8 protein-coding genes are annotated in these 13358 nt (G+C 71.8%); all 8 read left to right on the plus strand.

Annotation, left to right across the window (positions count from 1 at the left end):
- The first annotated feature begins 43 nt into the window (after nucleotides 1-43).
- The 8 genes from IVW53_10630 to IVW53_10665 all read left to right on the plus strand — a co-directional run bounded on the left by IVW53_10630 (nucleotide 44) and on the right by IVW53_10665 (nucleotide 13325).
- On the plus strand, nucleotides 44-4690 hold the full coding sequence (locus IVW53_10630; protein ID MBF6606024.1) for a DEAD/DEAH box helicase: 4647 nt from the start codon (nucleotides 44-46) through the stop codon (nucleotides 4688-4690).
- 239 nt (nucleotides 4691-4929) lie between these two features.
- The gene (locus IVW53_10635; protein MBF6606025.1) at nucleotides 4930-5670 is read left to right on the plus strand and encodes a PHP domain-containing protein; all 741 of its coding nucleotides are present in this window, start codon (nucleotides 4930-4932) and stop codon (nucleotides 5668-5670) included.
- The gene (locus IVW53_10640) at nucleotides 5667-6398 is read left to right on the plus strand and encodes a LysM peptidoglycan-binding domain-containing protein (protein MBF6606026.1); all 732 of its coding nucleotides are present in this window, start codon (nucleotides 5667-5669) and stop codon (nucleotides 6396-6398) included. Before IVW53_10635 ends, IVW53_10640 begins: the two co-directional genes overlap by 4 nt.
- 485 nt (nucleotides 6399-6883) lie before the next feature.
- Nucleotides 6884-7462: a hypothetical protein gene (locus IVW53_10645; protein ID MBF6606027.1), complete on the plus strand. Its 579-nt coding sequence runs from the start codon at nucleotides 6884-6886 to the stop codon at nucleotides 7460-7462.
- Nucleotides 7463-7616: 154 nt separating this feature from the next.
- Nucleotides 7617-8339 carry a sortase gene (locus IVW53_10650; GenBank protein ID MBF6606028.1) on the plus strand — a complete coding sequence of 241 codons (723 nt, stop codon included), beginning with the start codon at nucleotides 7617-7619 and terminating at the stop codon, nucleotides 8337-8339.
- Nucleotides 8340-8407: 68 nt separating this feature from the next.
- Complete coding sequence (locus tag IVW53_10655) at nucleotides 8408-10333, plus strand: DUF4012 domain-containing protein (protein ID MBF6606029.1); 1926 nt, start codon at nucleotides 8408-8410, stop codon at nucleotides 10331-10333.
- A gap of 77 nt (nucleotides 10334-10410) precedes the next feature.
- Nucleotides 10411-12081, plus strand: a complete 1671-nt coding sequence (locus IVW53_10660) for a polysaccharide biosynthesis tyrosine autokinase (protein MBF6606030.1) — start codon at nucleotides 10411-10413, stop codon at nucleotides 12079-12081.
- Nucleotides 12078-13325: a glycosyltransferase gene (locus IVW53_10665; protein MBF6606031.1), complete on the plus strand. Its 1248-nt coding sequence runs from the start codon at nucleotides 12078-12080 to the stop codon at nucleotides 13323-13325. Before IVW53_10660 ends, IVW53_10665 begins: the two co-directional genes overlap by 4 nt.
- Nucleotides 13326-13358: the final 33 nt, after the last annotated feature.

The following is a 13358-nucleotide window of genomic DNA, read 5'->3' on the forward strand; positions in this document are numbered from 1 at the left end:
CCGCTGCCGACCCCGGCAGCGGCCGACCATATACTCGGCGCCCGTGGCCACGACCGTCACCCCACCGCCCGACGACCGCCCGGGCCCGCGTCCTGCCGGACGGGTCGGCGACCCGCTCGCCCCGTTCAGCCCGCCCGTGCGGGCCTGGTTCAGCGGGACGTTCGCGACGCCGACCCGTGCCCAGGTGGACGGCTGGACGGCGATCGCCGCCGGCCGTCACACCCTCATCCATGCTCCGACCGGGAGCGGCAAGACGCTCGCCGCGTTCCTCTGGTGCCTTGACCGACTCGTCGTCGATCCGTCGCCCCCGCCGACCCGGACGCGGCCGGCCACCGTCCGGACGCTCTACGTCTCGCCGCTCAAGGCGCTCACGTATGACATCGAGCGGAACCTCCGCGCCCCGCTCGCCGGGATCGCCCTCGCCGCCGAGCGTCTCGGCGGGACCGCGCCGCGGATCTCCATCGCCAGCCGGACCGGCGACACCCCGGCGGCCGAACGACGCGATCTCGTCCGACACGCCCCGGACATCCTCATCACGACGCCCGAATCGCTGTATCTCATGCTCACGAGCGGCGCCGGCGAGATCCTCCGCGACGTCGAGCACGTCATCGTGGACGAGATCCACACGATGGCTGGCACGAAACGGGGAGCGCACCTCGCGCTGAGTCTCGAGCGGCTCGAGGTCCTCCGCCCGGCCGGGCGACGTCCCGCCCAGCGGATCGGCCTGTCCGCCACGCAGCGTCCGCTCGAGACGGTCGCCCGCTTCCTCGGCGGGGTGGGGCCGGGTCGCGACGTCGCGATCGTCGATGCGGGCGCGGCCGCCTCGCTCGAGCTCACCGTGATCGTCCCGGTGGACGACATGACCCGCCTCGGCGATGGGGTCCCGCCCGGCGACGGGCCCGCGGGTGCGGCCTCGGCCCCCGAGGCGCGATCGAGCATCTGGCCCGCCATCCACCCGCGGATCCTCGAGCTCATCCGGGCCCATCGGAGCACGATCGTCTTCACGAACAGCCGCCGGCTCGCCGAGCGGCTCGCGCAGCGCCTCAACGACCTCGCCGGCGAGCAGCTCGTGCGGGCCCATCACGGGAGCGTCGCGCGGGAGCAGCGGCTCGCGATCGAGGAGGACCTCAAGGCCGGTCGCTCGCCGGCGATCGTCGCCACGTCGAGCCTCGAGCTCGGCATCGACATGGGCGCCGTGGACCTCGTCATCCAGGTCGAATCGCCGTCATCCGTCGCGAGCGGCCTCCAGCGCGTGGGGCGGGCGGGCCATCACGTCGGCGCCCCGAGCCGCGGCATCTTCTTCCCCAAGTTCCGCGGCGACCTGCTCGAGACGGCCGTGGTGACCGAGCGGATGCGGGCCGGGGCCATCGAGACGACGACGATGCCGCGCAACCCACTCGACGTCCTCGCCCAACAGATCGTCGCGATGGCGGTCATGGACTCCTGGACGGCCGAGACGATCGGCGCGGTGGTGCGTCGCGCGGCCCCGTACGAGACGCTGAGCGAGGAGGCCCTCGAGGGGGTCCTCGCCATGCTCGCCGGAGCCTATCCCTCCGACGAGTTCGCGGAGCTCCGACCGCGCCTCGTGTGGGACCGCACGACCGGCGAGATCGTCGCGCGCCGTGACGCGCGGGTTGTCGCGGTCACCTCCGGGGGGACGATCCCGGATCGCGGCCTGTTCGGGGTCTTCCTCGTCGGCGAGCCCGGGACGCCGGGTCGTCGTGTCGGCGAGCTCGATGAGGAGATGGTGTACGAGGCGCGTGCCGGTGAGGTCATCACCCTCGGCGCGACGAGCTGGCGGATCGAGGAGATCGGCCACGACCGCGTGACGGTCAGCCCGGCGCCCGGCATCCCGGGCCGGCTGCCGTTCTGGCACGGCGACGCCCTCGGGCGGCCGGTCGAGCTCGGCCGGGCGCTCGGTGCCTTCGTGCGGACCATGGAGACGACGCTCGACGGGACGGCCCGCGGTCGGGGCGCCGCGATCGCCCGGCTCCGGGAGCGCCACGACCTCGACGAGCGGGCGGCCGAGAACCTCATCGCCTATCTCGAGGAGGAGACGGAGATCGCCGGCGCCCTGCCGACCGATCGCCGCATCGTCATCGAGCGGTTCCGCGACGAGCTCGGCGACTGGCGGCTCGTCGTGCTCAGCCCGTTCGGCGGTCGCGTCCATGCCCCCTGGTCGATCGCCATCGAGGCCCGCCTCGCCGAGCGCCTCGGATCGGAGGTCCGGACGATCTGGTCGGACGACGGGATCGCCATCCGGCTGCCGGAGGGTGCCGCGGAGACGGACGCGGCGGCGGTCGAGGCGATCGTCTTCCCCGACGCCGATGAGGTGGAGGATCTCGTCGTCGGCGGGATCGCCGCGTCGAGCCTCTTCGCCTCGCGCTTCCGGGAGAACGCGGCGCGGGCGCTCCTCCTGCCTCGACGCCGGCCCGGCCGCCGCACGCCGCTGTGGCAGCAACGGCAGCGAGCCGCGGACCTCCTCGCCGTCGCGAGTCGCTACGGGAGCTTTCCGATCCTCGTCGAGACGTATCGCGAGTGCCTCTCGGACGTCTTCGACCTCACCGCCCTGCGCGAGATCCTCGCTGCTGTCGCCCGCCGGGAGATCGCCGTCCACCGGGTCGAGACGGTCCGGGCCTCCCCGTTCGCGTCGTCGCTCCTCTTCGACTACGTCGCGACGTACATGTACGAGGGAGATGCGCCGCTCGCGGAGCGCCGGGCGGGCGCGCTGACCCTCGATCGGGACCTCCTTCGCGAGCTGCTCGGCCAGGAGGAGCTGCGCGAGCTGCTCGACCCGGCGGCCCTCGCCGACCTGGAGCTCGCGCTGCAGGGGCTCGCCGAGGACCACCGCGTCTCGAACGAGGAGCGGCTCCACGATCTCCTCCGCCGGATCGGCGATCTCCGCCCGGACGAAGTCGCCGCCCGAGCCGAGGGCGGAGCAGCGACGGCTGCCGGCTGGCTGGAGGCGCTCCGGACGAGCCGCCGCGCGGTCGTCGTCCGCGTCGCGGGTGAGGATCGCTGGATCGCGATGGAGGACGTCGCCCGGTACCGGGATGCGCTCGGGGTCCAGCCCCCGGCCGGGGTCCCGGAGGCGTTCCTCGTGCCTGTCGCGAACGCCCTCGACGGGATCCTCGCCCGCTGGGCGCGCAGCCACGGCCCGTTCCTCACGGACGAGCCAGCCCGGCGATGGGGTCTGCCGGCACGAGCGATCGAGGACGCGCTCGAGCGGCTCCTCGCGGCGGGGACGATCCTCCGCGGCGAGTTCCGTCCCGGCGGCGCCGACCGTGAGTGGTGCGACCCGGAGGTCCTCCGATCGCTCCGCCGACGCTCGCTCGCCCGGCTCCGGCATGAGGTGGAGCCGGTCGAGCAGACGGCGCTCGGACGGTTCCTGCCCGCCTGGCACGGCATCGTGCCGCTCGATCCGGGCGGCGGGGCGTCCCGCGCGCCAGGTCCAGTCCGACCGGCTCGATCATCGGCCGCGCTCGAGCGCCTCGCGGAGGTCGTCGCCCAGCTCGCGGACGTCCCGATCCCGGCGTCCGTGCTCGAACGCGACGTCCTCCCGGCCCGGATCCCGGCCTACGAACCGCGGCTCCTCGACGAGCTCGGCGCCCTCGGCGAGGTCGCCTGGGAGGGGCGGGGGAGCCTCAACCGCGACGATGGGAGGATCGCCCTCCGTCGCCCCGCCGCGGGCGGGAGGCCGGAAGCGGGGGACCGCACCGCCGCCATGGGCTCGGACGCCGGCCCGTCGGCGGATCGTCCGAGCGGACCGCTCCATCACGCGATCCGACGTCACCTCGAGGCGCGCGGCGCGTCGTTCTACCGCGAGCTCTCGGCAGCAGCCCGCGGCGCCCCTGACCGGGAGCTCCTCGACGCGCTGTGGGATCTCGTCTGGGCCGGGGAGGTGACGAACGACACGTTCGCGCCGCTGCGGGCGCTCCGGTGGCGTCGCCCGAGCCGCTCCGGCGTCCGGCCGCGGCCCGGCCGGCTCACCGCCCTCGGGCCACCGGAGGCGGCTGGCCGCTGGTCCCTCGTCGATCGATCGGCCGCCGGTGCCGGCATTCGGACGGCCGCCCTCCACGCGACGGCGGTCGCCCTCCTCGAGCGTCACGGGATCGTCACCCGCGAGACCGTCGCCAGTGAGGCGATCGATGGCGGCTTCGCCGGGATCTATCCGGTGTTCCGGGCGATGGAGGAGGCCGGCCGGATCCGGCGCGGCTACTTCATCGAGGGACTTGGTGGGGCGCAATTCGCCCTCGCCGGCGCCCTCGATCGTCTCCGCGCCGTCCGCGAGCCGTCCTCGGACCGGCCGCGCGTCGATCTCCTCGCCGCGACGGATCCCGCGAATCCGTACGGCGTCACGCTTCCGTGGCCGCGACGCGACGACGCCGACCGCCGCCCATATCCACGGGCCGCCGGAGCGTACGTCGTCCTCGTCGACGGCGCAGCCGTCCTCTATCTCGAGCGTGGCGGCACATCGCTCCAGCCGCTGCCGGCGGCGGACGCGCCGGCGACCGCGTCCATCGCCCTGCGGGCACTCGGCGCGCTCGTCGCCGACGGTCGGGTCCGCGACCTCGTCGTGACGAAGGTCGCCGGGGAGCCGGTGAGCGGCTCGGCCTGGCGCGGCCGGCTCATCGACGCCGGGTTCGTGCCCGGCTATCGCGGCCTGACGCTCGGTCGCCCGAGCCGCTGATCGCCCGAGCCGCTGATCGGCCACCAACCGTCCCTGGAACCGTGCGACGTTCGCTGGATCCCACCCGCGGCACCCACGTGACGCTGCCGCTCCCGGTCAGCGAGGTGGGGTTGGCGCTGACGGCGAGGCCGATCTGGGGGGCGCGGGGCGGATCGCGCACCCAGGTGTGAGAACATCCGGCGCAAGTGTCGCGATATCGGCGCCAGAATCGAGTCGCCGCCGGAGGGAACGCGGATCACATGACGGGCGCGCGCGCAGTCATCGACCTCCATTGCCACACCGCCGCAAGCTTCGATTCGCTCGCCTCGCCCGAGTCCGTGGTCCGTGCGGCCTCATCCCGCGGTCTCACCCATCTCGCGATCACGGACCACGATCGGATCGATGGCGCGCTCCGGGCCCGGGACGCCGCACCGGAAGGCCTTACGGTGATCGTGGGTGAGGAGGTTCGAACCCTGGAGGGCGATCTCATCTGCGTCTTCCTCGAGCGCCCGATCCCATCCGGATCGCCCGTCCTCGAGGCGATCGCCGCCGCGCGGGATCAGGGCGGGCTCGTCGGCATCCCGCACCCGTTCGACCGACATCGCGCGTCGTTGCTCATGAACCCGGATCTGGAAGAGCTCGCCGGGTTGGTCGACTGGATCGAAACGTGGAACGCTCGACTCGTTGATCGCGGAGGCAACGAGCGGGCGGCGACGTTCGCCCGCGAGCACGGCCTGCCCGGCATCGCGGTCTCCGACGCCCATTCGATCCTCGAGGTGGGCGTGGCGCATTCGACGCTCATCGGTGATCCCTCGACATCGGCCGGCCTTCGCGACGCCCTGCCGTCCGTATCCCACGGCTTTGGCCGCGCGCCGGACGTGGCCCGCAGCACCTCTCCGATCGGTCGGCTCATGGGGCGGGCTCGAGGCGAACACAGAGCGCCATCACCGGATCCCACCGCGATCGGATCCACCGCGAACCGCACGGATCGCGAACAGTGAACGAGGGACCGTCGCCAGGAGGCATCGTTGCGGTAGCCGACCCGATCGTCTGCCCATATCTCGGCCTCGCGGACGATCCCCGATCGCACTTCGCGTTCGCGACGGCCGCCCATCGCTGCCACAGCGCATCGCGGCCTGAACGGATCGAGGTCACCCATCAGGGCTCGTTCTGCCTAAGCCCGGACTACCCCGCCTGCGGACGCTACGTCGTTCCTGCCGGCCCCGCTCCGGGATCGTCGGTCCTCCCCGGTCGTGCCGCGGAAGTGCCGGTCGAGGTCGTCCGCGGCCGTGTCCGATGGCGGGCTGGAGGGGCCAGGCTACGCAGGCTCGCGTTCGGTGCGGCCTTCCTCCTCGTGGGTCTCATCGCCGTCGCGATCCTCGCGGCAGGGCTCCTCCGTCATCAGGGACCGTTGTCCGCCGGTCCATCCGGCGTTTCCGGTGCGAGTCCGGCCGTCGGCCAGGCCAGTCCGGCCGTCGGCCAGGCCAGTCCCACCGCGAGCCCGCCACCGACCCCGAGTGCCTCGCTCACGCCCACGGTCGGACCGACGACGATCCCGACCAGGACTCATCCTCCGCTGCCGACGACCCACGTCGTCGCCCGCGGCGAGACCCTCATCTCGATCGCCCGGCTGTACGGGGTCACCGCGGCCGCCATCGAAAAGGCGAACGGGATCAAGGACCCGAATCTCATCACCGTCGGCCAACGCCTCATCATCCCGGCGCCCTGAAGATTCGGTCAGGGCGCGAGGGCGCCGATCGGGACGATGCCAACCGCAGCAGGTTTGCCGTCGCGCGATCGAGTTCAGCCGCCAAGTTGTGGCGAGTTAAGGCGCCAGAATAGGGCCATGTTGGGCCCCGGTTTGAGGACCGCCCCGTCTCCGCCCGCGCCGCCCGGCGTCCGCGGTCCGTCTCCACCGATCTGCGGCCGCCCGCGCGAAAAAATCGTTCACTCGTGAACTGTTCACCGATGAACGAAAAAAATCCGCGCGGTCCTGTCCACGATCAGAGCCGGCGCGTGGATCGGGGCGGGCGCGTGGATCAGGGGCGGGCGCGCAGATCCCGGGCCGGCGCGGCGCGCGGATCAGGAGCCGGCGCGCGGATCACGGATGACAGTGGGTCAATCATGACTTGACGGCGGCTGTACCATCGCTACGGCAGCCGTGCGCCCGGCATCGGTGGCGCCTGATTCTGTATCAAAGGGTGGGAGCGCCTCATGCGACAGTGGAACCGTTTGCGCGTCGGCATGGTGGCTGGGGTGGTCCTCTCGCTGGCCGCCGCGATCTCGGTCCTGGGCTACGCAGGCCAAGTGCCCACCACCATCACGGTGACCGGTCCCGCGGGCAATGTCTCGTGCGGCACCACGTCCAACGTCCAGGCGTTCGTCCAGGACACGGCGGGCAATCCGGACACGGATCAGAACGTCATCTGGTCCTTCGTGAGCGGCAACATCGTCGGGGACAAGATCTCCCCGACCTCCACCACCACGGACTCGCAGGGCAACACCACGACCCTGGTCACCTTCGCCTGCCCGGGCAAGGCCGGCCTGCCGGCACTGACGGCGGCCATCGTCCTTGGTCCGCTCCTCGCCGCGAGCGATCGGATCGTGACCATCCAGGCCACCGCCGGTTCGGCCTCGGGCACGATCAGCGTGACGGTCGCGGCCGGTGGCCTGCCGAGCACCTCGACCGCTCCAGCCGGCGGCACCTCCACGGTGGCGCTCCTCGCGGCCGCGTTCGCCGTGCTCTTCGGCAGCTGGATCATCCTTCGTCGCATCTCCGCCGCGCGGAGCTGAAGCCGCATCTCTGCCGCGCGGAGCTGAAGCCGCATCTCTGCCGCGCGGAGCTGAAGCCGCATCTCTGCCGCGCGGAGCTGACCTTCGCCCGTGATGGCCGTTCCCGGAAGGCGCCGTCGCGGCGCCCAGCCGGGAATCCGGGTAGCCTGCAGCGATGGTGAGCGACGGCCGTCCCGAGTCGCATCGGCGTCGTCGCTCCGGCCGGAATGGCCGCGTTTCGCTCGGGTCGGCGCTCAGGGCCGGCAGCCCGGCTGGTCGCCGGATCGTCGCGCTCGGTGTGGTCGGCCTCATCGCCGTCTCGGCAATCGGCACCGCGATCGTCCTCTCCGGGGGGTTCGGCGGCGTGTCGGCCGGAGGGAGCGGATCCGGCGGGCCGTCACTCGGCCTGTCGGGCGGTGGGGGAGCATCGGGGGCGCCCGGCGCCACGGACACCCTCCCGCCGATCGCCACCAGCCCTCCGACCCCGCTCCCGAGCCCGACGCCGGCCGGCATCGTCGCCACCCATATCCTCATCGCCCGCCTCGGGATCGACCTGCCGATCGTCGAAGGCGATGGGCTCGACGCTCCGCTCGGGAAGGCGGCCCACTATCCGGGTTCGGCCTGGCCGGGCGGCGGATCGAACATCTACATCTACGGCCATGCCCGGGTGGGCATGTTCCTCTCGCTCTGGCAGGCCCAGGTGGGCGACAAGGTGGTTCTCACCCTCGCGGACGGCACGAAGCGGACGTATGTCGTCCGCAAAGTCCTCCCGGATGTGCCATGGGATGACGTCTCCTACCTCAACCCCACCCCCACGGAGCAGCTGACGCTCCAGACCTCAACGTCGTACTACGCGACGGCGCCGCGGTTCGTCGTCATCGCCGTTCCCCAGTCGTGATCGACGCCCCCGAGACCTCGCACCGGAGACGTCGACACCGATCCGGCCATCGGCGCCGGAGGATCGTCGTGGCGGCCCTGGGAGGCGGCGCGGTCCTCGTCATCGTCGGGCTGTGGCTCGCCGCTACGCGCTATCTGCCGGCCCTCGATGAAGCTCGGGCACTCCGGACGGACCTCGTCGCGATGGCGGACCGCGCTCGCGCCGCGGGCGTGGAGCTGGACCGCCCGACCCTCCTCCAGCTCCAGGCGGAACTGAAGACGGCGGATGGGCACCTGGCGGATCTGCGGGACCTGCTCGCGAGCGACCCTCTCGTGGGGCTCGCCCGATCGTTCCCGCCCACCCGGGATGCGGTCCGCGGTGCCGACGCCGTGGTGGCGGCCGGGGGCGATCTCACCGCCGCCGCCGCGGACGGGCTCACGATCGCCGACCAGTACGTCACGATCCGCGAGGCCCAGGCGGCCACCCCCACCACCGGCGGCTCCACGCTCGCCGGCCTCGTCGAGCTCATGGCCACCTCGCAGTCCACCGTCAACGCCGCGATCGCCGCCCTGAACCAGGCCGACCAGACCCTGGCGGCGGCCCCGGCGAGCCTGCCCGGCCCGATCGCCGACGCGCGCGACGCGATGCGCGCGAAGATCGCCGAATACGGTCCGCCCCTGAAAGCCTACGCGCACGCGGCCGGGATCCTCCCGGACATGCTCGGCTGGAGCGGCCCGCGTCGCTACCTCGTCCTGACCCAGGATCCTGCCGAGCTCCGGCCCACCGGCGGGTTCATCGGGAGCTTCGGGATCATCGCCTTTGACAAGGGCAAGATCACAGAGCGCCACTTCCAGGATGTCTTCCTCCTGGACCTGCCCTGGAAGTATCCGTTCATCACGGCCCCGGGTCCCCTCTCGCGCTACCTCCTGGGCCCGAAGCAGCCCTGGCAGCTCGCCGACTCGAACTGGTCGCCGGACTTCCCCACCAGTGCGGCGGACGCCATCCGCCTCTATCGGAACGAAGGGGGGAGCGGCCAGGTGGATGGCGTGTTCGGCCTCACCACCTACACGATCGATCAGCTGCTCACCCTCACCGGACCCATCACGGTCCCGGAGTACCGGGTAACGATCGCGTCCGGTGAGACGACCCTCAAGACCCTCCAGCTCACCCGCGCGCCCCGGGCGCCGGATCAGAACCGCAAGGCCTTCCTCTCCACCTTCGCGGACCGCCTGTTCGGGACCCTCCTCGCCCTCTCGCCCCACAAGTGGGCGGACCTCGCCGGCCAGGCGGATCTCTTCCGGACACAGCGGCTCTTCAGCACCTGGTTCGCCGATCCAGCCGCCGAGGCGCTCTCGGTGGATGCCGGATTCGACGGTGCCGTCCTCCAGTCCGCCGGGGACTACCTCTACCCGGTCGACTCCAACGTGGCCCCGGCCTCCAAGCTCAACGCAGTGACGGACCGGGCGCTCGATCTGAGCGTCCAGCTGGACCACTACGGCAACGCCCACGACAACCTGGACATCGCCTGGACGAACCTAATCCAGACGGATCTCGGAGCACCGTACCGGGCCCTGCCCACCCTCCAGAACCTCGACGTCCTCGGGCTGTATTTTCGGCTCCTCGTTCCCGATCGGAGCCGAATCGACTCGGTCTCCGGCGGCAGCTACGAGCGCCTCACGGCACCGGCGGATATCGGGGCGGAGGCGGGCCGGGAGGTCATCGGCAATTACCTTCGCGTTCCGCCGGGCACCACCCACCTCCGCTACGCGTGGGTGAGCCCGTACGCCGCGGACAGCGCGGCGGATGGGACCGTCACGTACCGCCTCACGATCCAGAAGCAGCCGGGTCTCCGGGCGGGCCCACTTCATCTGTCGATCGCCGTGCCGCCGGGTGCCGTACTCGTGGACGCCAGCGCCGGGCTCACCGTCCGCGGTGGCACCGTCACCCTCGATGTGACCTTCGACCGCGATCTCGTCCTCGCCATCCGCTACCGGATGCCCGCCGTGACTCCGTAGGACGGCGCGGCAGGACGGTACAGTGGCCATATACTCCACCGGACGCGATCCGGATCAGAGAGGGGAATGCAGGCATCGTGGACGCCCGAGGCTACCTCCGAGTCCTCCGCAACTGGGCGTGGGTCCTCATCGCGAGCGTCCTCCTCAGCGGCGGCGCCGCCTACCTCGTGAGCAGCGCGCTGCCGAAGGCATACCAGAGCACGGCCACTCTCATCGTGGGCCAGTCGCTCCAGTCCACGAACCCGGACATCAACCAGCTCCTCGCGAGCCAGCGTCTGTCCCAGACGTATGCCAGCCTCGCCACCACGACTTCGCTCCTCGCCCGGGTGGTGGACAAGGCGGGCCTCAACGAGCCTACGGTCGTCCTCCGCAAGAACGTCAGCGTGACCGCCGCCACGGACAGCACCCTCATCACGATCACGGTGACGGACGGTGACCCGCAGCGGGCCGCGACGATCGCGAACGCCCTGGCCGGCGAGCTCATCGCCGCATCGCCGGCGATCGCCGGACGCGACGCGAGCGTCCAGAGCTTCATCGACTCGGACCTCAAGGCTACCGCGCAGCAGATTACGGATACCCAGACCACACTCCAGCGCCTCCTTGGTCTGCCCAGCCCGACGACGGACCAGCAGAACCAGATCCAGACCCTCCAGGGGCGCCTCGTCAGCCTCCGCCAGACGTACGCCACCCTCCTTGGATCGAGCTCCAACAGCGGGGCGAATCTCCTCACCGTCGTGGATCCGGCGATTCCGGCGACCCAGCCCTCCAGCCCGCGGGTCCTCCTCAACGCGATCCTCACGGCGCTCGTCGGGCTCATCCTCGCGATCGGGATCGCCTTCCTCCTCGACTACCTCGACGACACGGTGAAGTCCGGCGATGACGTGGAGGGCCTGCTCGGCGTGCCCACCCTCGGCGCGATCATCCGGATGAAGGGCGACGGGGATCGGAGCGAGATCTACCATCTCGCCGCCCTCCTCTACCCGCGCTCACCGGCCGCGGAGGCGTATCGGACGCTCCGGACGAACGTGGAGTTCGCCTCCGTGGACGCGCCGGTCCGGACCCTCCTCGTCACCTCGTCCATCCCGGGCGAGGGCAAGACCACGACCGCCGCCAATCTTGCCGTCGTCTTCGCCCAGGCGGGGCGGCGGACCCTCCTCCTCGATGCGGACCTTCGCAAGCCCGGAGCCCACCAGATCTTCGATCTGCCGAACGCCCAGGGGCTCACGAGCCTCCTCCGCTCCGATGAGGTGGACGTGGCCGCAGTCGCCCAGACGACCGAGCAGGAGAACCTCACCGTCATCACCACCGGACCCCTGCCGCCGAACCCGGCAGAGCTCCTCGGATCCCAGCGGATGCGGGTGATCCTCGATCGTCTCAGCGCGGTGGCGGAGCTCGTCATCATCGACAGTCCGCCGCTCCGGGCCGTCACGGACGCGGCGATCCTCGCCTCCATCACGGACGGGACCATCTTCGTCATCGACGCCGGGCGAACCCGCCGTGGCGCCGCGGCGAGCGGTCGGGAGGCACTGGCCAAGGTGGGCGCCCGGGTCCTCGGGGTCACCCTCAATCGCCTCTCCGAGAAGGCGTCCGGCGACTATTACTACTACGACTACTACGGTGGCTACGGCGCCGACAGAGCCGCGAAGGACGGTCGGAACGGCAAGGGCAAGGGCCGGGACCGTGGCAAGGGACGCGGGAACGTTCCGCCGGTGCCGCCCTCGGTCCCGGCGGGCGTCAAACGGGAGTGAGCGGCGAGGGGGGTCAGCGGAGGCCGACACGGGTGCTCATCATCGGGATCAACTACCGACCGGAGCTCACGTCGGTTGGCCCGTACACCGCGGGGCTCGCCGAGCAGCTTGCCGCGCGGGGCGACGAGGTCACCGTGCTGACCGGACTGCCGAACTATCCGGCCTGGCGGATCGCAGCAGGCACGCCGCGCGCACTCCTTCGGCGCGAGACGATCCGTGGTGTCACGGTCATCCGCGCGGCGCACTACGTCCCGGCGACCCAGTCGGCGATCAGGCGGGCGCTCTACGAGGGGACGTTCGGGCTCACCGGGCTCCTCGCGAGCCTCCGCCTGCCGCGCCCGGATGCGATCCTCGGCGTCGTCCCGAGCCTCTCCGGCGGAGTCCTTGCCCGAGCGGTCGGCGAGGTCCTGCATGTTCGGTACGGCCTCCTCTTCCAGGATCTTATGGGCCGGGCCGCCGCGCAGTCGGGGATCCCCGGCGGCGGGTCCGTCACCCGGATCACCAGCACGCTCGAGACGTGGGCCGCCGGCCGCGCCACCGCGATCGGCGTGGTTTCCGAGGCATTCCGGCCGACCCTCGCGGACATGGGCGTGGACCCGAGCCGCGTCCGCAGCGTGCCGAACTGGGCGCGCCTCGCCGAGCCGACCCTCTCGACGGATGAGACCCGTCGGCGCTTCGGTTGGACTGACGGTCGGCAGGTGGTGCTTCACGCCGGAAACATGGGCAACAAACAGGGCCTGGAGCAGGTGGTCGCCGCTGCCCGGTTGGCAGCCGAACGTGGTGAGCCTGTGCGGTTCGTCCTCGCCGGCGGTGGCAACCAGGAGGAGGCGCTCCGCGCGATGGGCGCGCACCTGTCGACGCTGGAGTTCCTCGGGGTCCAGCCGGAGGGGCTCCACGCCAGCCTGCTGGCGGCTGCCGATGTGCTCCTGCTCTCCGAACGGCCGACCCAACTGGACATGTCATTCCCTTCGAAGCTCACGAGCTACCTCGCGGCGGGCCGGCCGATTGTGGCTGCCGTCCCGCCGGGTGGTGCCTCTGCCTGCGAGATGGAGCGCTCCCTGGCCGGACTCCTCATCCCGGCCGGCGAGCCAGAGTCGCTGCTCGCGGCCCTCGCTCGCCTCCGCTCGGAACCCGTCCTCGCGGCCGAACTCGCGGCTGCGGGCCCCGCCTATGCGGCCGTCCACCTCTCTGCGGCGGCCGGTCTGGCCCGAGCCGTCGCCCTCGTCGACGAGATCGCGGCGTGACGGAACCGCCGAAGCGCGCCCTCATGACCGACA

The sequence above is a fragment of the Chloroflexota bacterium genome (assembly GCA_015478725.1).
Classification (GTDB): domain Bacteria; phylum Chloroflexota; class Limnocylindria; order Limnocylindrales; family CSP1-4; genus C-114.